This window comes from Bacillus sp. Marseille-Q3570 (assembly GCF_946151055.1).
GTDB lineage: Bacteria > Bacillota > Bacilli > Bacillales > Fictibacillaceae > Pseudalkalibacillus.
Map to the genome: position 1 here is coordinate 22,994 of NZ_CAMGYZ010000023.1, position 21,793 is coordinate 44,786.

General features: G+C 42.0%; 19 protein-coding genes and 2 tRNA genes. All 21 read left to right on the forward strand.

The annotated features are described in order from the left end of the window. The 21 genes from N8M93_RS21670 (at position 1) to hpt (ending at position 21,725) form a co-directional block, all read left to right on the forward strand. Positions 1-951, forward strand: a complete 951-nt coding sequence (locus N8M93_RS21670) for a ribose-phosphate diphosphokinase (protein ID WP_261134723.1) — start codon at positions 1-3, stop codon at positions 949-951. Positions 952-1,045: 94 nt separating this feature from the next. After that, positions 1,046-1,714: a 50S ribosomal protein L25/general stress protein Ctc gene (locus N8M93_RS21675; protein ID WP_261134724.1), complete on the forward strand. Its 669-nt coding sequence runs from the start codon at positions 1,046-1,048 to the stop codon at positions 1,712-1,714. 192 nt (positions 1,715-1,906) lie between these two features. After that, the gene (gene pth, locus N8M93_RS21680; RefSeq protein ID WP_261134754.1) at positions 1,907-2,467 is read left to right on the forward strand and encodes an aminoacyl-tRNA hydrolase; all 561 of its coding nucleotides are present in this window, start codon (positions 1,907-1,909) and stop codon (positions 2,465-2,467) included. A gap of 58 nt (positions 2,468-2,525) precedes the next feature. After that, the gene (locus tag N8M93_RS21685; RefSeq protein WP_261134725.1) at positions 2,526-2,756 is read left to right on the forward strand and encodes an anti-sigma-F factor Fin family protein; all 231 of its coding nucleotides are present in this window, start codon (positions 2,526-2,528) and stop codon (positions 2,754-2,756) included. A gap of 164 nt (positions 2,757-2,920) precedes the next feature. Next, entirely contained in the window at positions 2,921-6,457 is a 3,537-nt protein-coding gene (gene mfd / locus N8M93_RS21690; RefSeq protein ID WP_261134726.1) for a transcription-repair coupling factor, read from the forward strand. Between the two features lie 201 nt (positions 6,458-6,658). After that, complete coding sequence (gene spoVT / locus N8M93_RS21695) at positions 6,659-7,195, forward strand: stage V sporulation protein T (protein WP_261134728.1); 537 nt, start codon at positions 6,659-6,661, stop codon at positions 7,193-7,195. Between the two features lie 668 nt (positions 7,196-7,863). Further along, positions 7,864-9,462, forward strand: coding sequence for a polysaccharide biosynthesis protein (locus N8M93_RS21700; RefSeq protein WP_261134729.1), 1,599 nt, complete (start codon positions 7,864-7,866; stop codon positions 9,460-9,462). After that, on the forward strand, positions 9,455-10,939 hold the full coding sequence (mazG, locus tag N8M93_RS21705) for a nucleoside triphosphate pyrophosphohydrolase (protein WP_261134730.1): 1,485 nt from the start codon (positions 9,455-9,457) through the stop codon (positions 10,937-10,939). Before N8M93_RS21700 ends, mazG begins: the two co-directional genes overlap by 8 nt. 101 nt (positions 10,940-11,040) lie before the next feature. Then, positions 11,041-11,313, forward strand: a complete 273-nt coding sequence (locus tag N8M93_RS21710) for an HU family DNA-binding protein (RefSeq protein ID WP_221569258.1) — start codon at positions 11,041-11,043, stop codon at positions 11,311-11,313. Further along, positions 11,314-11,580: an RNA-binding S4 domain-containing protein gene (locus tag N8M93_RS21715; RefSeq protein WP_261134731.1), complete on the forward strand. Its 267-nt coding sequence runs from the start codon at positions 11,314-11,316 to the stop codon at positions 11,578-11,580. 757 nt (positions 11,581-12,337) lie between these two features. Next, entirely contained in the window at positions 12,338-12,655 is a 318-nt protein-coding gene (gene yabP / locus N8M93_RS21720; RefSeq protein WP_221569260.1) for a sporulation protein YabP, read from the forward strand. Then, positions 12,652-13,245, forward strand: a complete 594-nt coding sequence (gene yabQ, locus N8M93_RS21725; protein WP_261134732.1) for a spore cortex biosynthesis protein YabQ — start codon at positions 12,652-12,654, stop codon at positions 13,243-13,245. The genes yabP and yabQ overlap by 4 nt, the downstream gene beginning before the upstream one ends. Before the next feature lie 11 nt (positions 13,246-13,256). Then, positions 13,257-13,640, forward strand: a complete 384-nt coding sequence (locus N8M93_RS21730; RefSeq protein WP_261134733.1) for a septum formation initiator family protein — start codon at positions 13,257-13,259, stop codon at positions 13,638-13,640. A gap of 70 nt (positions 13,641-13,710) precedes the next feature. After that, the gene (locus tag N8M93_RS21735; RefSeq protein ID WP_221569263.1) at positions 13,711-14,130 is read left to right on the forward strand and encodes a S1 domain-containing RNA-binding protein; all 420 of its coding nucleotides are present in this window, start codon (positions 13,711-13,713) and stop codon (positions 14,128-14,130) included. A 284-nt stretch (positions 14,131-14,414) separates the two neighbouring features. Beyond that, positions 14,415-14,491 (forward strand) — tRNA-Met (locus tag N8M93_RS21740). A 92-nt stretch (positions 14,492-14,583) separates the two neighbouring features. After that, positions 14,584-14,658, forward strand: a tRNA-Glu gene (locus N8M93_RS21745). Between the two features lie 729 nt (positions 14,659-15,387). Then, positions 15,388-17,874: a stage II sporulation protein E gene (gene spoIIE / locus N8M93_RS21750; protein ID WP_261134734.1), complete on the forward strand. Its 2,487-nt coding sequence runs from the start codon at positions 15,388-15,390 to the stop codon at positions 17,872-17,874. Positions 17,875-17,949: 75 nt separating this feature from the next. Continuing rightward, positions 17,950-18,690 (forward strand): VWA domain-containing protein, encoded by a 741-nt coding sequence (locus tag N8M93_RS21755; protein ID WP_261134735.1) that lies wholly within the window; start codon positions 17,950-17,952, stop codon positions 18,688-18,690. Further along, positions 18,662-19,660, forward strand: a complete 999-nt coding sequence (locus tag N8M93_RS21760; RefSeq protein WP_261134736.1) for a serine/threonine-protein kinase — start codon at positions 18,662-18,664, stop codon at positions 19,658-19,660. Before N8M93_RS21755 ends, N8M93_RS21760 begins: the two co-directional genes overlap by 29 nt. 106 nt (positions 19,661-19,766) lie before the next feature. Further along, positions 19,767-21,167: a tRNA lysidine(34) synthetase TilS gene (gene tilS, locus N8M93_RS21765; RefSeq protein ID WP_261134737.1), complete on the forward strand. Its 1,401-nt coding sequence runs from the start codon at positions 19,767-19,769 to the stop codon at positions 21,165-21,167. A gap of 15 nt (positions 21,168-21,182) precedes the next feature. Continuing rightward, positions 21,183-21,725: a hypoxanthine phosphoribosyltransferase gene (gene hpt / locus N8M93_RS21770; protein WP_261134738.1), complete on the forward strand. Its 543-nt coding sequence runs from the start codon at positions 21,183-21,185 to the stop codon at positions 21,723-21,725. Positions 21,726-21,793 lie beyond the last annotated feature (68 nt).

Sequence of the window (21,793 nt, forward strand, 5' to 3'; positions counted from 1 at the left end):
ATGTCTAAATACGAGAATTCGAAACTGAAAGTTTTTACATTGAATTCGAATGAAGACTTAGCAGAAGAAATTACAGAACACATTGGGGTGCACATGGGTAAATGTTCTGTACAGCGTTTCAGTGATGGAGAAATTCAGATCAACATTGAAGAAAGTATCCGCGGCGGTGAAGTCTATGTGATTCAATCTACATCATCACCTGTCAATGAAAACTTGATGGAACTTCTGATCATGATCGATGCATTGAAGCGTGCATCTGCCAAAACGATCAATGTCGTAATTCCATATTATGGATATGCAAGGCAGGATCGTAAAGCTCGTTCAAGAGAACCGATCACAGCCAAACTTGTAGCGAATTTATTGGAGACAGCAGGTGCTACACGTGTGATCACGATGGATCTGCATGCACCGCAAATCCAAGGTTTCTTCGACATCCCTGTAGATCAATTGTTAGGTGTTCCGATTCTAGGTAATTATTTCGAAAGCAAGAATCTTGATGACATTGTTGTCGTTTCCCCGGATCATGGAGGCGTAACCCGTGCACGTAAATTAGCAGATCGATTGAAAGCCCCAATCGCAATCATCGATAAGCGTCGTCCACGCCCTAACGTTTCTGAAGTCATGAATATCGTCGGTAACATCGAAGGCAAGACAGCAATTTTGATTGATGATATAATTGATACAGCAGGAACAATCACATTAGCCGCAAACGCATTGATAGAAAACGGTGCTAATGATGTATTCGCTTGCTGTACACACCCTGTCTTATCTGGACCAGCAATTGAAAGGATCCAGAATTCGAAAATTAAAGAACTTGTGGTGACGAATTCGATTGCTTTACCAGAAGAGAAGTTCATCGATAAGCTGACTCAGCTTTCTGTAGCTCCACTTCTCGGTGAAGCGATTATCCGTGTCCATGAACAACAGTCCGTAAGTAAGCTTTTCGACTGATTTTTCACCAAGAAAAAAGCAGCATGATGTTTGAACCTATCTGTTTTCGGGTATAGTTTTAAAATAGCAACTGACACAGGAAGGTGATTTCGTTATGGCTATTGATTTAGATGCAACAGTAAGAGATGATTTTACTCGTTCAACTACTAGAAGATTGCGTGAAGAAGGGCATGTTCCAGCCGTTTTCTACGGAAATGGTGACAGTAAGCCGATCTATCTTGATCGTGTCAATTTCATCAAATCCATACGTGAAGGTGGCATCAATGCTGTCATCAATTTGAAAATCGGCAAGGACAAGCATTCTGCGATGGTTCAGGATCTACAAATCGACCATTTGAAGGATCTCATCATCCACATTGATTTCAGAGAAATCAATTTGAATGAAGAAACAGATGCTGATGTCCCTGTACACCTCGTCGGTGAAGCCGCAGGGGTGAAGGAAGGTGGAGTTGTCCAGCATTCCTTGCACGAAATTACTGTTAGAGCGTTACCAGCGGATATTCCTGGTGATATCGAAGTGAATATCGAGGAATTGAATATCAGTGATGCATTCACTGTCGCTGACATCCAAGAAAATTCCTCTTATCAGATTATGAACGATCCTGAAGAAGTCATCGTTTCTATCGCACCGCCGACAGAAGAACCTGAGGAAGAAATCATTGATGATGAAGATCAAGAACCAGAACTTGTTGGTGAAAAAGAAGAAGCATCAGAAGATAATGAGAATGAAGATGCATCTGAAGAAGAGGAATCGAAAGAGTAATCAGATTATACATTCATGAGAGGCGTAGCCGCTTTGGTTGCGCCTTTTTCTACGTGTATGTACGAAGGTGATCCACCCTGTCAGAAGGATGGAACGATTTTATATGGAATAAAATAAGTATATTCATATGAGGAGTTCAGGATGATGATAAACAGGATTCTGCGGATGTGGAAAAAGGAAGGGTTTGAAGAAATGAAGGTCATTACTGGTCTGGGGAATCCCGGAAATCAGTACGAGCATACAAGGCATAATGTCGGATTCAAAGTGATCGATCATCTTTCAGAAAGTCTATCGATCCCATTAAATAAACAAAAATTCAACGGACTATTTGGCATAGGCGAAGTGAACGGGCATAAAATATGTTTATTAAAACCTTTGACGTATATGAACCGCTCGGGTGACTCTGTCATTCCGCTAATGAAATATTATAAAGTAGATATTGACGACCTACTTGTCATCTATGATGATTTGGATCTTGTACCTGGAAAGCTTCGTTTACGTGAAAAAGGAAGCGCAGGCGGACATAATGGAATGAAGTCGATCATCCAACACCTGGGCAGTCAGGATTTCAAGCGTATTCGGATTGGAATTGGCAGACCCGAGCCTGGAGAGGCTGTTCCTGATTATGTACTTAAATCATTCCGCCCCGATCAACAAGACCCTATCAAAGAAGCTTTACAACGATCTGCTGTCGCATGTGAATGTTGGATCGATACGCCATTTTCTCAAGTGATGAACCGATACAACGGATGAATAGAAACATGTCTCCACGACCATAATGGTAGTAAATGAGTCACCAAGGAGGCATAGGATGGCTGTCTATTATTCATGCAAACATTGCGGCGTACACATCGGTAAACTCGATGTGACATCAGCGGCTTCGACGAATCTAGGTTTTGATTATTTATCTGATCAAGAACGAGAGGAATATATATCCTATGATGATCAGGGGCATGTATATGTAAAATCAATTTGTGAGGATTGTTATGAGATGCTAAGGAAAAACCCGGATTTGCACGCATTGGATACATTTATACAGTAAACAGCTTTGGTTTTAACACCAAGGCATTTTCTGTTGTTGAAAATAACTTAAGAACTAATGACTATTACTAAAAGAACCAAACTAATTAATGAACAAACATAGGTTTTATAGATATATAAGTTTTGGGAATTGACTCCCATCCTGACGGGAAGGAGATAACTTGCATGCAAGGTTTACTTACGTATTTTTGTGATAATGACGATTTCAATTCACTCACTACAGGACTTTCAGAAGGCCTTCGTGAACAACTTGTATCGGGGCTGTCAGGTTCTGCGAGAACGTTATTGATGGCTTGTCTTTATCAATCGGATGAACGGACGCAGCTTGTCGTCACACATAATCTTTTTCAAGCGCAGAAGCTCTATGAGGATCTTGCCGCTTTACTCGGGGAGGATATCGTTCATTTATACCCGGTCAATGAATTGACTTCGGCAGAAATCGCGATTGCCAGCCCGGAGTTGAAATCCCAGCGTATCGATGTCCTCAATCATTTAAGTAATGGAGCTAAAGGTATCGTCATCACACCGATTGCAGGACTACGCAGAATAATTCCACCATCTGAGGTGTGGCGTAAGAGCCATATCACCTTCACAAGAGGAGCGGATATCGACCTTGATGAAGTGAAGAATCTATTGATCGCAATGGGATATGAACGTTCGGATATGATCACTTCACCAGGTGAATTCAGTATCCGTGGTGGAATCATGGATATTTTCCCGCTCACAGAATCTAATCCGATCCGAATTGAACTTTTTGATACAGAAGTGGATTCGATCCGTTATTTTGATGTTGAAACACAGCGGTCGGAGAAACAATTGAAGAAAATCAAAGTTGGCCCTGCCGAAGAAATCATTTTGTATCCTCAACACTTCGAAAAAGCTGTATCGAAGGTTGAGCTCGGACTAGCGAGATCCTTACAAAAGATCAAAGATAGTGGTGTGAAAGAAAAGCTCACGGAACATATCGGTTATGAGGTTGAACAGCTTAAACAAAATCAAGCCTTCCAGGGGATGTACAAATACATTTCCTACTATTACGATAAGCCTGCTAGTTTGCTAGATTATTTACCGGATAATGCCCTGGTGATCATGGATGAAATAAGCCGGATCCAGGAAACATCTGCACAATTCGAGAAGGAAGAAGCAGAGTGGCAGACGACATTATTGAACCAGGGAGAAATTTTGACCGGGATGACGCTATCCCATCAATATGATGAGATTGTCAATAAACCTGGTTTCATGTTCCTATACTTATCTCTCTTCTTAAGACATGTGCCGCATACGAACCCGCAGAACATCATCAATATGAGCTGCAAAGCGATGCAGAATTTCCACGGACAGATGAATGTACTGCAGACTGAACTCCAAAGGTGGCACAAAAGCAAGGATGCCGTCGTCTTTCTTGCTGCCAATAAAGAACGGGCAAAACGTCTCGAACGGGTCACAGAGGATTATAATATCGATGCTTTACTCGTTGAAGGAGACACACCCCTGACACCAGGAAAGAACCATATCATGATCGGTGATTTGAACGGTGGATTCGAACTCCCGATGCGGAAGCTTGTTGTATTGACGGAAGAAGAAGTATTCACCAAGAAAACTTCTCGTAAACCGCGCAGAACTCAGAAAATGTCCAATGCTGAACGTATCAAAAGCTATTCCGAGTTGAAAGTCGGCGATTATGTCGTACACATCAACCATGGAATCGGAAAATATCTAGGGATTGAAACACTTGAAATCAATGGGGTACACAAGGATTACCTCCATCTTAGATATGCTGGCGATGATAAGTTGTACGTCCCAGTAGAACAAATCGATCAAGTACAAAAGTATGTAGGGTCAGAAGCAAAAGACCCTAAAGTTTACAAGCTTGGCGGCAGTGAATGGAAAAAGGTGAAAAGCAAGGTCCAGTCGTCCGTACAGGATATTGCTGACGATTTGATCAAATTGTATGCCGAGCGTGAAGCGACGAAGGGTTATGCATTTTCGAAGGATGGTGGCCTCCAGCAAGAATTCGAAAGTGTATTCACGTATCAAGAGACCGAGGATCAGCTTCGTGCAATTCAAGAAATAAAAGAAGACATGGAAAAAGAAAGACCGATGGATCGATTGCTTTGCGGGGATGTCGGCTATGGTAAAACCGAGGTCGCAATTCGTGCTGCCTTCAAAGCAATCAACGATGGCAAACAGGTCGCTTTCCTTGTGCCGACGACGATCTTAGCACAGCAGCATTACGAAACGCTGATGGAGCGTTTTGCGGAATTTCCTGTGACCATCAAATCATTGAGCAGATTCCGAACCCGGAAAGAGCAGACTGAAACACTTAAAGGGTTAAAACAAGGAACAGTCGATATCGTCATAGGGACCCATCGTCTACTTTCAAAGGACATCCAGTTCAGAGAATTGGGGCTGCTTATCATTGATGAAGAGCAGCGGTTCGGAGTAACACACAAGGAAAAGATCAAACAGATGAAAACCACGGTAGACGTACTGACATTGACAGCGACTCCGATCCCGAGAACATTACACATGTCGATGCTTGGGGTACGGGATCTCTCTGTCATTGAAACCCCTCCTGAGAATCGTTTTCCTGTCCAAACATATGTCGTCGAGTACAGCGGCAGTATGATTCGGGAGGCGATCGAACGGGAGTTATCAAGAGGCGGGCAAGTGTATTTCTTATATAATAAAGTGGAAACGATCCAACAAATGACAGAGCAGATTTCCCAGCTTGTGCCGGATGCACGTGTTGCGTATGCACACGGTCAAATGCGCGAGAATGAACTTGAATCTGTCATGATCGACTTTTTAGATGGGAATTATGATGTCCTTGTCAGTACGACGATCATCGAGACAGGTGTCGATATCCCTAATGTGAACACCTTGATCGTCCACGATGCGGATAAAATGGGACTTTCTCAGCTGTACCAGCTTAGAGGGCGGGTCGGACGTTCCAATCGCGTTGCCTATTCCTATTTCATGTATCAGCGGGATAAGGTATTGACGGAGGTAGCTGAAAAGCGTCTACAAGCAATTAAAGAATTCACCGAGTTGGGTTCAGGTTTTAAAATAGCTATGCGTGACCTGTCCATACGGGGTGCGGGAAATCTGCTAGGAGCTCAACAGCATGGATTCATCGACTCTGTCGGTTTCGATTTGTATTCGCAAATGTTGAAGGATGCAATTGAAGAGCGGAAAGGTGAAAAACCGAAGAAGAAAGAAATCGATCTCGAACTCGACTTGAACGTCGATGCTTATATTCCTGCTTCTTATATCAATGATGAAAAGCAGAAGATCGATATATACAAACGATTCAAAGGATTGACGAGTTTTGATGATGTAATCGATCTGAATGATGAAATGATGGATCGTTTTGGGGAGTATCCTGAGCAAGTCGCTAATCTGCTTGCTGTTGCTCGTATCAAACTATATGCAGAACAAGAGAAAATAGAAAAAATCGAGCAAAATACGAAGAATGAAGTCCAAATCCTTATTTCAAAAGAAACAACACAGCATCTTGATGGCAGTAAATTGTTCGATATCGTCAATAAAATCGGCCGTCATGTGAATCTAGGGATGGTACAGGACCAGATAAAAGTCATCATCAATAATAAACGGCTTACAGATGACCAGCTTCTATCGGTCATAGAAGAGATTCTACAGCAGTTTCCTAAGGCGAGGAAGGAAGCGGTTCAAGCATAATGATAATCATGTGTTTCCTGTGATCGTTACCTTTTATAGCACTTTTTTGAATTTCTTGTGAAGAATTTTCCGTATTCTGTGAATAGATTAGGACAACGTACGGATACTAAAGGCAAATGAATGGTATTTTTACTCATTAATACCATGAATGCTATTGTATCTCCATTATCTTGCAACGTTAGGAAAGTGAGGGCAACAAGAATGAAAGCCACAGGTATCGTACGTCGTATTGACGATCTGGGTCGGGTCGTCATTCCTAAGGAAATCAGAAGAACCCTGCGGATTCGCGAAGGGGATCCTCTTGAGATTTTTGTTGATCGTGAAGGGGAAGTCATCCTGAAAAAGTATTCTCCTATCAGTGAACTTGGGGATTTTGCTCAGGAGTATGCTGAATCCTTATATGAGCATACACAGCATATTGCATTGATATCAGATCGTGATGCATTCATCGCTGTAGCTGGTGGAGGGAAAAAGGACTACTTGAATAAAAATATCGGAAAAGTGATTGAAACGTCGATGAGCGATCGGAAAACTGTCGTATCGAGTCAGGCCACATCTGTTGAAGTGGTTGATGGCAATAGTGAAACAGTCTCCCATATCATCGCACCTATAGTAGCGAATGGAGATCCAATCGGTGCCGTCGTATTACTTTCAAAAGCGGACAAGCAGGTTGGCGACATCGAACAGAAATTAGCTGAAACCGCCGCCGGTTTCTTAGCCAAACAAATGGAACAATGAGAGGAAGAAGCAGCTGATCTGCTTCTTTTTCTTTGCGTATTGACCACACCAGTTGAAAATTAGAGGACAACTGTTCCGTTATCTGTGACAAAATGGGTTAATTACAAAAATGAGAGGACAGCTGTTCCGCGATTTGCTGAAGTCGAGCCTGATTTTTTCGGGTTTTAGGCTGATAAGGTCTCTGGTGTCCACTAGTATGAGTAGGTGAGTCATTTTGACTTCAACCTCTACAATAATAATGCAAAAAAAGCTGTGTCATCCCTAAAGCTTGGCTTTGTTATACCAAAATGCAGATTTTGCGGATTCACTCCCTTTATGGAAAGTACAGAAAACGTTCATTGGAAGTGGTAATGCTGCAGCATTTTGTGGGGAACGTAAAAACGGGGTACATAAAGAGGGCTATGCTGCAGTCATTTTGTGAAAATTGCAAGACGAGGTACACAAAAAACCATTTATAAAGCAGTGGCCATTCTCAATACTGAAACTCGATTCAGCAATTTTTCGTGATATAATGACATGGATATCTCGCTCATTTGAAATGGGTTATCATGCGCTTTCTTTACAGTTAAAGAAAGTAAAAAATATTTTCTTCAGTGTACGTGTAGCTAAGGCTCAGCATACGCCATGGCCTGGCTTTGCCAGGTTTTCTTTAAGGATGTGTAAATGAAGTGAATCATATAGATGTTCAGAAGTCTTTCTGGAAAGGAACCCTCGTCATTTCCGGGGCAGCATTATTTGTGAAGGTGCTGAGCGCTTTTTACAGAATTCCTTATCAGAATATAGCGGGAGATTTGGGTCTTTACGTGTATCAGCAGGTGTATCCTTTCTATGCGATTGCTTTCGCTTTAAGCCTGTATGGTTTTCCGCTTATACTTTCAAAAATCCTATCTGAAAATGATAAAAATCAAGTTAAAAATACATTGACGACAACTTTCATCGGATTGAGCAGTTTTTTTATACTGGTCTTTTTTCTATTGTATAGTACGGCACCAATGATCGCTGGAGCAATGAATGATCCATTACTAGTCAGACCACTGCGAATGTCATCTTACTCTTTTTTATTCGTACCCGTTCTATCGGTGGCAAGAGGCTACTTCCAGGGCCAAGATGACATGACCCCGACTGCAATATCTCAAGTTTTTGAACAGTTCGTTAGAGTTGCAATGATTTTGTTTTTGACGATTTGGCTAGTTTCACATGGCGCTGATCGATATTTGGTTGGTACGGCAGCTGTTTTCGGTGGACTAGCGGGAAGTCTTGTATCCGTAATCGTATTGGTGCTATTCCTCCGTAAACAAAAATTGAATATGGATACTACTGAAAAGGTTTCGTTTCGGGGCACCCTGACTATTATGGGGACAGTTTTGAGAGGTGGCATCGCGATATGCATTACTGCTGTCATGCTTGCGCTGTTTCAATTGATTGATGCCTTACAGGTAGTGCCGGGGTTACAGGCTAGCGGTATGGACTTGTTGGATGCGAAGGTTTATAAAGGTGTATTTGACCGTGGCCAACCGTTGCTTCAATTAGGTACAGTGATTGCGACTGCAATGGCACTGCCTTTGATTCCTTTTATAGCGAAGGCGAAACAGGTTAAGGATCATAGGCAAATCAATACGTTCGCAGGGTTATCATTGAAATTCAGCTTTATTATCGGCGGTGCGGCTGCTGTAGGGCTGGCTGTGATCATTGTCCCGACGAATATTTTCTTGTACGAGGACAGCAATGGGTCCTTCGCGCTCGGAATATTAGGTGCAGCGGTTTTCTTTGGGTCGCTCGCAATCACCTCCTCTGCAGTATTGCAAGGACTCGGTAAAATCGGTTTTCCGGTCTTATTCATTATTTTAGCGATGGTGTTAAAAGCGACCTTGAATGGTTTTCTATTGCCGGTGTACGGCATATCCGGCGCAGCGTTAACCACTGTCCTCAGTACGGCGTTCGTGGCATTATCTAATTTGTTGGTTGTGCAGAGATTGACCAATGTCTTCACTGTACAAAGGTTTTACAGTGGAAAAGTGATCGTATCCTTACTTCTGATGGCTCTTACCACGTTTTTATGGAAAGAGCTATGGTTCATTCTCCTTCCGGAAGCGTATCGTGCAGCGGCAGGCTTTGCTGCTGTTTCAAGTGCGTTGGTCGGCGCTGGTGTGTATATGGTTGCACTTGTCTATTTGAACGTATGGAAATACGAAGAAATCGTTATGCTTCCTAAAGGGAAACGTCTAGTGAAATGGTTTTATAAAGAAAGGAGTGGTGAAAATGACTAATACGATATCAGTTGTCGGATTAGGTGCGGGTGATCTTGATCAAATCCCATATGGTGTGTATAAATTACTGAAAGAGGCTGATAGAGTTTTTCTTCGTACCAAGGAGCATCCGGTGATTGAAGAACTTCAAAAAGAAGGATTCGTATTCGAGAGCTTTGATAAGCTGTATGAAGAAGAAGCTGAATTTGAAAATGTGTATGAAAAGATCGTCCGCCACTTGTTGAAGGAAGCGGAAAATCGTAATCTCATCTATGTGGTGCCCGGGCATCCCTTAGTAGCTGAACAGACAATCCAGCTACTTTTACAAAGAGAGGAAGAAGGGGGTCCTGCCATTGAAATACGTGGCGGACAGAGCTTTTTGGATTCGATGTTCCAGGCATTGAAAATCGATCCGATTGATGGTTTTCAACTGCTTGATGGAACTGTACTATCTGCAGAACAGCCTAACATCCAACAGCATGTCATCATTGGCCAGGTCTACGATGTAATGATTGCTTCCCATGTGAAGTTGTCGTTGATGGAACGTTATCCAGATGACCATCCTGTACATATTGTCACTGCAGCTGGATCTCGTAATGAATCGATCGTTTCTGTGCCGCTTTTCGAAATGGACCGCCATGTAGAGGTGAATAATTTGACGGCTGTATATGTTGAGCCAATCCAGGATTCCCATCTATTGAGCAGGGAATTCACACAATTAAAGCATGTCATCCGTACGTTGAGAGGGCCGGACGGTTGTCCGTGGGATAAAAAACAGACTCATGAAAGCCTTCGCCGCTATCTGCTTGAAGAGGCCTATGAAGTGATAGAAGCAATTGATAACGAAGATGATGAGCATTTGACTGAAGAGCTGGGGGATGTATTGCTCCAGGTAATGCTCCATGCACAAATCGGGGAAGATCATGGGTATTTTTCAATCGATGATGTGATCAAAACACTGACAGAAAAAATGATACGGCGTCACCCGCACGTATTCGGCGAGAAGACCCTCGATACAGCAGAGGAAGTGAAACAGACGTGGGATGAAATCAAAAAAGCTGAAAAAGCAGATGATTCCCAAATTAATGCTGAATCGATCCTGGATGGAATTGATCAATTTCCTGCATTGATCAGAGCTGAGAAATTACAAAAGAAAGCCGCGAAGGCAGGGTTTGATTGGGACAATATCGAACCGATCCTCCATAAGATCAATGAAGAATTGTCTGAGCTTCAACAAGCCGCAAAATCCAGTAATCATAGTGAAATGGAAGGCGAGCTTGGAGATTGTTTATTTGCACTCGTCAACCTGTCCCGTTATTATGGGATTGACCCTGAGTTAGCTCTTACTCGGACGAACCGCAAGTTCTATAATCGCTTTCGTCATATTGAAGAAGAGCTGAGTAAGAAAAATATCTCTTTTGAGGATGCAACGCTTGAGGAGATGGACTTTTTCTGGGAACAAGCAAAAAAAATGTCTAAAAAGAAGGATTCTAACTAGATTTAGAGAACTTTATTCTTTGGAATGGTCAAAGAAAGCGCTCCTCATGCGAATTTGTCTATCAAACAAACGAAAACGAAAAAAATTAGGAGGTACATAAAATGAATAAAAATGATCTAGTCAACAATATCGCTGAAAAAGAAGGTCTTACGAAGAAAGACGTTGAATCAGTAGTGAATAGTCTTTTGACAGAAATTACAGATGCACTTAAAGAAGGCGACAAGGTACAGTTTGTCGGTTTTGGTACTTTTGAGACAAGAGAACGCTCAAGCCGTACAGGACGCAATCCTCAAACTGGTGAAACGATTGAAATTCCAGCATCTACAGTCCCTGCATTCCGTGCTGGGAACAAGTTGAAAGAAGCCGTAAAATAAATGCGATTAGATAAGTTTTTGAAGGTTTCTCGCTTGATCAAACGACGTACTGTCGCCAAAGAGATATCTGATCAAGGAAGAATCCTCATTAACGGGAATGCCGGGAAGGCTTCCTCAACCGTCCAACCTGGAGATGAACTTCAGATTCGTTTTGGACAAAAAATCGTTACAGTCAAAATAGAAGACTTAAAAGAGACAACAAAAAAAGAAGATGCTGCATCAATGTATACATTGATAAGTGAAAACCGTGTGAACGAAGAAGAGTGATCACGAGGTGCAGAGCTTCAAACCGTAATTTATTACGAGGGGTTATATATAAGAAAGGTCGATCACAAAAATTGTGAAGCAGTCCGAACACCATTTCAAAGCATAGGATCTCTGATGTTTTTGAAATGCGGTAGTATCTGCTGCTGAACATTTGTGGTCGATCTTTTTTTAGGTTGTTTTGCAACCTTTGGTGCTCTTGCACTTGAAGAAAGTATAAAATACTTTCTTCAGCATAAGGACAACTAAGGCTCGACCTACAAAAGGCTTGGTCTCGCCAGGTTTTCTTTAAAAGTCGTTGATTTCCGCTCCAGGATGCTCACTTTCCGCGGGGCGTGCGATGAGCCCACTCGTCCCCCTTGCTACCTCAGGAGTCTCCTTTTCAAGGAAGCATTTGTGCTCCTGCATCTACAAGAAAGTCCTGTCGAAGCGAGCTTCCTCGTCGCATGCCTTGCGAGAAGATTATTCAGGTAGTAGGCAGGCTGATTCCGCAGGACAAGGAAAGCTTCGGCAGCGTTGCATCGCACGAAGAAAATACGATTTTCATTTTCGAGGAGTCTCGACCTTGCTCTCCAATCAACTTGCACAAGGTGTTTTTTTATAATGACTCATAAGCAACAATCTTTTAGAAATAGCCTGGTTTTTAATTTGGCTTTTCTGATTATTCTTTATTGACCGATCAAAATGCTCTCATAGGCTTGTTCTAAAAATGACCTGCTGTTCATACATTGGTACAAACCATGTGTGGGGAGGAGTCTATATGGACCAGTACTATGATTACAATGGATCATCCTACAATAATAAAACAACGACAGCACCGGACCATGATATAAAAATGAGGGGCAGGAAATCGCTTGATATCACTGGTGTAAAGCAGGTTGAAAGCTTTGATAATGAGGAGTTTTTGCTTGAAACGTCAATGGGGTTTCTTGCAGTCAGGGGCTATAATCTGAAAATGAAAAACTTGAATCTTGAACAAGGCCTTGTTTCGATCGAAGGAAAGGTATTCGATCTTGTGTATTTAGATCAGCAACAGGGAGATAAGGCTAAAGGATTTTTTAGCAAGCTGTTCAAATGAGTCTGGATGTACAGCTTTATACGATTTTAGCCATGGTCGGGAGCGGGATCTGGATCGGGGTAGCACTTGATACATATCATCGCTTCCAAACAAGGAACAAACGGTGGAATTGGTTAAAATTTATTAATGATATTATTTTCTGGTTCCTGCAGGCATTGATCGTTTTCTACGTATTGCTCCAGGTCAACCAAGGGGAAGTTCGGGTTATCATCTTCCTGGCCCTTCTTTGTGGTTTTGCATGCTATCAAAGCTTACTTCAGAAAACTTACAAAAAACTATTGGAAATCATCATATCCATCGTCGTTTGGATTGCGAAAATGCTAAAAAAAATATTTTGGACTTTTTTTGTTCATCCTGCGAAAGTCATATTGAATCTCCTTCTTTCCTTGAGTAAAATGATAGGTAGACTTCTTATCTCCATCCTTTTATTCGTTTCTCGAATTCTCCTTTTTCCTCTTAAAATGTTTGGAATCACAGCCCTAGTGGAAAAAATAAGGGATAAATTGATTGCTGAACTAAAGGAAAAAGCAGGAATTCTTAAAAAGCCAACGAATAAGGTGAAAGAATGGATTGGAAAACTAAGAAGTTGAAGGAGGATCTGATGGTGCAACAGAATGACAAAGTGACAGCAGTGAATGAAAGATATGTAGACCAAGAAAAGAAGAAACAAGAACGGGCACGTCGGAGAAAGCAAGGTTTAGTGAGACGTCTAACGGTCTTTGGTGTATTGGTCGTCATCATGTTCACCGTCATGGTTGCTACCCTGACTTCTCAAGCTTCCGTCATCGCGGAAAAAAAGGAAGAGAAGGAAGCTGTTGAAGAACGATTGGAAGAAATCAAAGCCGAAAAGTCACAATTAAGTGAAGAAGTGAATAAACTACAAGACCCGGATTATATTGGTGAGGTCGCGCGAAGAGATTATAATATGTCCAAACCAGGCGAGACGATCTTCAAACTCCCTGACAGCAAGGAAGAGGCACGTTGACCTTGGAATTTTGGGCATGTATAATAAAGTAAATTTGATTTTCATATTTTAAGGAGGAGCAATTTTTACAATGACAATTGAAGTAGGCAGCAAATTAAAGGGAAAAGTATCAGGTATAACCCATTTTGGAGCATTTGTCGAGCTGCCAGATGGTATCACCGGTTTAGTCCACATCAGTGAGGTTGCCGATAATTATGTAAAGGATATCAACGAACATCTTTCTGTTGGAGACGAAGTTGAAGTAAAAGTCATCAATGTTGAATCAGATGGTAAAATCGGCCTTTCAATTAAGAAAGCGAAAGACCAACCATCCCGTCCAAGGCAGGACCGCCCACGCGGAAGGGGAGGTAAGCCTAGAAGACAACACAATGAATTCGTTTCTTTCGAAGATAAGTTGAACCGTTTCCTAAAGGATAGTGAAGATCGCCTATCCACACTTAAAAGGCAGACTGAATCTAAACGTGGAGGACGCGGAGCACGCCGGGGATAGTAAAATAATATCTGCTGCTTACCGATTGCAAGTAAAAATTACTCTTCAAATCGGAAAACGCACGCATACGTATATACAAACACCTGTTTTCTTAACGGGTGTTTTTAATTTTTTCGAGTCTCGCACCTTGCTCTCCAATCAACTTACCCAAGGTGTTTTTTAAAAATGACTCAAAAGTAACAATCTTTTAGAAAAGAGCCTAATATAAAAATGTAAAAAAGTTATTGACGGGATTCGAGATATCTTGTATTATTCTTGTTGTGTCTTTAAAACGTATTGAAAATGGCGGTGTAGCTCAGCTGGCTAGAGCGTACGGTTCATACCCGTGAGGTCGGGGGTTCGATCCCCTCCGCCGCTACCATTTTTAATAGAGGTTTAAAAATACGACGAATGATAAACGGCGAATTTTCTCGTTTATAAAACATTGATTTTTAACTTTCATCAAATAAATCAGGCCCCTTGGTCAAGTGGTTAAGACACCGCCCTTTCACGGCGGTAACACGGGTTCGAATCCCGTAGGGGTCACCATTCCATATACAATGACAACTGTCCCGCTAATGCGTTGGACAGTTTTTTATTTAGAAATATTTATGAAAGGTTGTTTTTCGCATACGTTGTTGCACTTGCACTTAAAGAAAGTATAAAATACTTTCTTCAGTATAAGGGCAACTAAGGCTCGACCTACAAAAGGCTTGGTCTCGCCAAGGACAAGGAAAGCTTCGGCAGCGTTATATCGCACGAAGAAAATGCGATTTTCATTTTTGAGGAATCTCGCACCTTGCTCTCCAATCAACTTGCACAAGGTGATTTTTTAAAAATGACTCAAAAACAACAATCTTTTAGAAAAGAGCCTTATGAAATTAACTGATGCAAGTGCTCCATGAACTTCAAGACGGACAAACTCCATTTGAGGTCATCATTAAACCCATTCGACTCCTCTCGCAAAAACAGCCATGTTCAGGCTTTTATTCACGAACACATGTAGAATCCTCAACTCTTTCACCGTAGTTATGGATGCTTCGCCATATTTTTACTTCTCTTGGCGGATTACGGATAACGCTGGTGAACTATTTGCCTGACAGGGTTTTCCAGCCCTTTCATCGCCCCTGAATTATCTGAAAATTGAATCTTATTGGCGCTCGGAATCGTAACCCGTCGAGAAGTTTTTCCATCTGTGTGTGTTCGTTTGACAAAAAAAGTATTTTCCCTGTGTTTTAATAGACAAACACGAAACTATTAACGAGTGGGGTGGGGTTGATGCAAAAGGTAGGATCCGAAAGCAGCCATCTACTACGTAAGATCGCGGTGGTTGAGAGGTTGAAGAAAAGTATAGCCATGCAAGTGAAAGGGGTTTCCCAAGGAGCTAAACGCTTTCTCCTCCACTGGAGTTTACTGTTATTTTGTACAGGCTTTCTGTTAGGACGGGCGCTTATCCTTTCAGAGTTATCCCCCTTTGCGCTTCCGTTTTTCGGAGCAGTATTGTTCCTTAAGCGAGAACGCGCTGGTGTTGCCGCTATTGCATTGTTGGCGGGTGCACTGACAACGTTTGATCAAACAGGCTTATTTGTTTCGATCGGACTGGCCGTATTTTTTGTAATCCATTCTATTGTGACGAATATAACGAAACAGACGTATAAAATTCTACCGATCACCGTTTTTGTTGCAAGTTTCATTACTAGAATGAGTATTCTTTCATTTTTATCAGAACCTATTACGACAGGAAGTCTTCTGATGGTTGTAATAGAAGCTGGGTTGAGCAGTATTTTGACATTGATTTTCATCCAAAGTATCCCGCTGCTTTCATTGAAGAAAATCCAGCATTCATTGAAAAATGAAGAAATTGTATGTTTCATCATCCTTTTAGCTTCAGTTATGACCGGTACGATCGGATGGCAATTCTATGAATTATCTGTTGAACATGTTCTGTCCCGGTACCTTGTTTTAATATTCGCCTTTGTAGGTGGAGCGGCAATCGGCTCGACAGTAGGGGTAGTTACAGGTCTTATTCTTGGCCTTGCGAATATTGCTAGTCTTTATCAAATGAGCCTTCTGGCATTCTCGGGTTTATTAGGAGGCCTATTAAAAGAAGGTAGAAAAATCGGGGTGAGTATCGGGTTATTCATCGGTACATTGCTGTTAGGGCTTTATGGTCCAGAGAGCGGCATACTTACGACCACGTTATTAGAATCGTGTGTTGCAGTAGGGTTGTTCCTTCTGACACCTAATAACGCCATTTCAAAGATTTCGCGCTATATACCTGGTACGAAGGAATATACGCAAGAGCAGCAACAATATCTCAGAAAAGTCAGAGATGTCACCGCAAGCCGTGTGGAACAGTTCTCCAATCTGTTCCAGGCGCTGTCCAATAGTTTTTCAACAGTCAGTGCAACTAGTTTGATAGAAGATGAGGATAAGCGGGAACTAGATATGTTCCTAAGCAATGTCACAGAAAAAACTTGTCAGAATTGCTTTAAAAAACGGCATTGCTGGGTGAATAATTTTGAAAAAACGTATGATTATATGGCTGAAATCATGGCAGAAACCAACCCGCAAGGTAAATTGAATGATCGGAAGCTGCAAAAGGACTGGGAGCGGCACTGTGTCCGTTCAAAAAAAGTGATTGATACAATCCAATACGAGCTCGGGCAATATCACGCGAACATCAAGCTGAAACAGCAAGTGAAGGAAAGTAGACGGCTTGTGGCTGAACAACTTCATGGTGTTTCACAAGTAATGGATAATTTCGCCAAAGAAATCCAGCGGGAGAGAGAAAATCATCAGATCCAAGAAGATAACGTAAAGCAAGCTTTAGATGACATCGGACTTGAGGTCGGAAATATTGAAATCTATTCTCTAGATAAGGGTAGTATCGATATCGAAATGAGCATTCCTTATTGCAATGGACGCGGAGAATCTGAAAAGGTCATCGCTCCTTTATTGTCTGATATTTTAGATGAAACCATCGTGGTGAAAGAGGAAGAATGTGCAGCCTATCCGAACGGGTATTGTCACGTCGTATTCCGTTCCTCCCAGAATTTTGTGGTTGAAACAGGAATGGCCAGTGCAGCAAAAGGGGGAGCGTGGCTTTCCGGGGACAGCCATTCTACCATCGAACTTGGAGCCGGTAAGCATGCAGTAGCAATCAGTGACGGGATGGGGAACGGCGAACGTGCTCATTTGGAAAGTAACGAGACGCTGAAGCTACTTCAGAAGATCCTTCAATCGGGAATCGACGAAACGACAGCAATCAAATCTGTGAATTCCATCCTGTCCCTAAGGACGACAGATGAAATCTTTTCAACTCTCGATCTAGCGATGATCGATCTGCAAGATGCGACGGTACGGTTTTTGAAAATCGGATCAAGTCCTAGCTTTGTAAAGCGCGGTGATCAAGTGCATATGATCGAAGCAAGCAATCTACCAATGGGAATCATCGAGGATTTTGATGTCGATGTTGTAAGTGATCAATTGAAAGCCGGGGATTATCTGATCATGATGAGCGATGGTATTTATGAAGGACCGAAGAATGTTGAAAATAAAGACGCCTGGCTGAAGAGAAAAATCAGAGAAATCAACTCAGATGACCCGCAACTCATAGCAGACCTTCTTCTAGAGGAGGTGATCAGGGCAGATTACGGGCAAATAGAGGACGATATGACAGTTGTCGTAACGAAGATCAACCGTAATATCCCGAAGTGGTCGACCATTCCACATCAAAACAAAAAGCTACGGAAGCAAGCGTAGTCTATGAAATCTAGTATAAATCCCCTCCACCTTGACTATCATGGTAATATCAAAATTCGAGAGGGGATTTTTGGCATGAGTAAGGGTACATTACGACAAATCCTATTGATCACCGACGGATGTTCGAATCATGGTGAAGATCCAGTCGCCATTGCGGCGCTGGCGAGGGAACAAGGGATTGCGATCAATGTCATCGGGATTCTATCAAAAAATGAAGCATATGGTGAACATGGATTGAAAGAAGTGGAAGATATTGCGATGAGCGGTGGAGGAGTTAGCCAAATCGTGTATGCGACACAACTCGCTCAAACCGTCAAAATGGTAACCCAAAAGGCGATGACACAAACGATCCATGGGATGATCAATAAAGAACTGACACACATCCTGGGCGATGAACAACAAATGGAAGATTTACCTCCCGAAAAACGTGGACAAGTCATGGAGGTTGTCGATGAGATTGGAGAAACCGTCAATCTGGAGGTCTTGATTCTTGTGGATATTTCAGCGAGTATGGACGATAAACTTCCAACTGTCCAAGAATCGTTGATTGATTTATCGATTTCCTTAAATTCACGGACAGGAAACAATCAATTTTCGATCTATGCCTTTCCAGGGAAGAAACATTCCGTTGAAAAGCTCCAAGATTGGACACCGCAGCTTGATACACTAGCGAAAACGTTCAAGAAAATTTCGACAGGCGGGATCACACCGACAGGTCCTGCGTTGAAAGAAGCGCTGGAACTCTTTTCGGATAAACGATCTAAGCGAAAGCTTCTAGGTGATTATGATGAATACATCGAAGAATCCGGAAGTTAATCTTTCGATTGGATCAGTTATTTCCGGGAAATGGAACGGTAAGCACTATACAATTCTGCGCGAATTGGGAGCAGGTGCGACAGGTACTGTCTATCTCGCCAGAAGTGACGGCGCCCAGGTGGCTGTTAAAGTCAGCAGCGATACACTGTCGATTACATCTGAAGTAAATGTGCTCAAGCATCTATCGAAGGTCCAGGGGAAAACGCTTGGGCCTTCTTTTATCGAAATGGATGATTGGGTGACAGGATCATGTACCGTACCTTTCTATGTCATGGAATATGTGCAAGGTGAGTCGTTATTCGTATTTATGAGACAGCGTAAAGATGAGTGGTTTGGCATTCTCTTGTTACAGCTTCTCGGCGATTTAGCAGATTTGCATAAGGCAGGCTGGATATTCGGCGATCTCAAGCCTGATAATCTTCTCATATCTGGTCCACCACCAAAAATCCGATGGCTCGATGTCGGAGGAACGACGATGATGGGGAGGGCGATCAAGGAGTATACAGAGTTTTTTGATCGTGGATTTTGGGGGATGGGTTCTAGAAGAGCCGAACCAACTTATGATCTCTTTGCAGTCGGGATGATCATCATGAACTACGGCTATCCGAAGCGCTTTGATAAAAAAGAGGGCGGATGGACGCAATTAAAAAAACAAATCGAACATAATCGTATATTAAGAAAATATCAGCCGATTCTATATAAAGCTTTTCATGGGCATTATCCAAATGCAATTGATATGAGGCAGGATCTACTACAGCTTTATTCGAAGAAGTCAGCATCTAAACCGACTGCAACTGCTCACAAAGGAAAGACCTCATCCACACAAGCCCAGCAGCGATCATTGTCTGGCCGTTCTGGACGCAATCGGCAGAAAAAGATCAGAAAACGTCGCCACATAATGGAAGCAGCACTCATATTCCTATTTTTGTTTGTCTTTTATGTTGTTTACTTGATGGGACAAACAATGTGATACGTCTGGGTGTAAATATTGACATCAGTCACACCTTCTTCTATGATAGCGATGATTTCTTAAAACTGAGGCACCCACATAACCGCCAACTGAAGGGGATAGTTTCATGTTAGAAGCTGTAGATCGATTCGTTCAAAAACATAAGCTGTTGAATAAAGGTTCTGCCATTGTTGTCGGCGTTTCCGGGGGACCGGATTCGATGGCATTACTCGATTATTTGCTAAAAAAACGAAGCGAACTGAATTTGAAGATCATCGCTGCTCACATGGATCACATGTTCAGAGGAAGGGAATCCATTAAGGATGCTGAGTGTGTGGAACAATTCTGCCTGGCTAACAATGTCCCTCTTGAACGAGAACAAAAGAATCTTCCGTTATATATAGAAGAAACAGGAGAATCTCCACAGCTCGCTGCACGTACACTGCGTTATGATTTTTTCGATTCCGTAATGCAGCAATATGATGCAGATTGTTTGGCTCTTGCTCACCATGGAGACGATCAAATTGAAACGATCTTGATGAACATGGTGAGAGGAGCAGCGCATGCAGGGCTTTCCGGCATTCCAGTGACACGGTCTTTTTCGAATGGGCGTATTATCCGTCCATTTCTAGGAATAACGAAGGCTGAACTTGTACATTATTGTAAAGACGAAAAAATTCCTTATCGGATCGACCCCAGTAATAAGAGTGACAAATATAAACGGAACCGATTCAGGGAAAACGTCCTGCCGTTCTTGAAAGATGAAAATCCGAACACACATGAAAAATTTCAACAACTGAGTGAATGGATAGTTGAGGATGAGAATTATCTTCAGAAACAGACAGAAAAGGAACTTGTGAACGTTATTCTGCAAAAGTGTGACAAAGAATTGACATTGTCTGTGCCACACTTTCTCAAGATGGCAATTCCTTTACAAAGAAGAGGGATTCATCTAATATTAAACTATCTTTACCAATTGGATGTGACCAATATTACATCTATTCATATCAAGGATTGCATTCAATTGATGAAGTCGGACAACCCCTCTGGAACAATGCATTTGCCAACTGGTCTTATTGTAAGACGCGAATACGACAAATGTATTTTCACGTTTCAACAGTCGGATACACCACATTCCTTTACATATCGCTTGGAAATCGGCCAATCGTATGAATTGCCTGTCGGGAAACTGATTTACCGTACCGTTGATGAGGAAAGTACCGGCGAAAAGGGGAAAAACCATTTCATCTTTCATCCCTCTCAACTTCAATTACCATTATTCGTTCGAACTAGAGAAGATGGTGATCGTATCCAGCCAGCTGGAATTAAGGGGTCTAAGAAAGTGAAAGATGTGTTCATTGACGCGAAACTACCAAAGCAACTCAGGGATATTTGGCCTATTGTCACTGATTCATCAGGTAAAATCATCTGGATACCAGGTGTAAAGCATGCTGAAGTAGGTCCATCATATGGCGGCAGCGAACAATGGATGTCTTTATCTTTTCAAAATATCAGTCATGAGGTCTAGGAGGAATACATATTTATGAGAAATGATATGCAAGAAATCTTGATTTCTGAAGAAGAAATTCAAGAAAAGGTGCATCAACTCGCATCACAATTATCAGATGAATACAGAGATCGCTTCCCGCTTGTGATCGGTGTACTAAAAGGTGCATTACCTTTCATGGCGGATCTTGTAAAACGTATGGATATCCATGTGGAACTTGATTTCATGGATGTTTCAAGCTACGGAAACTCAACAGTATCATCTGGCGAAGTCAAAATCATCAAGGATTTGAATACTTCGATTGAAGGTCGGGACATCTTGATTGTAGAAGATATCATCGACAGCGGACTGACGCTGAATTATCTTGTTGAGTTGTTCAAACACCGGAAAGCGAAATCGATTAAGATCGTCACTTTATTGGATAAGCCCACAGGGCGTAAGGTCGATTTGACACCCGATACTGCAGGGTTCATTGTCCCGGATGCTTTTGTTGTAGGTTATGGTTTAGACTTTGCTGAACGATATCGGAACCTGCCATTCATCGGTGTATTAAAACCTGAAATCTACCAAGGCCAATGAGTTGTGAAATAATGAACAGATATGATACTATAAATTATGATTTGCTTGTATGCGAGAGGAGGTAAGGG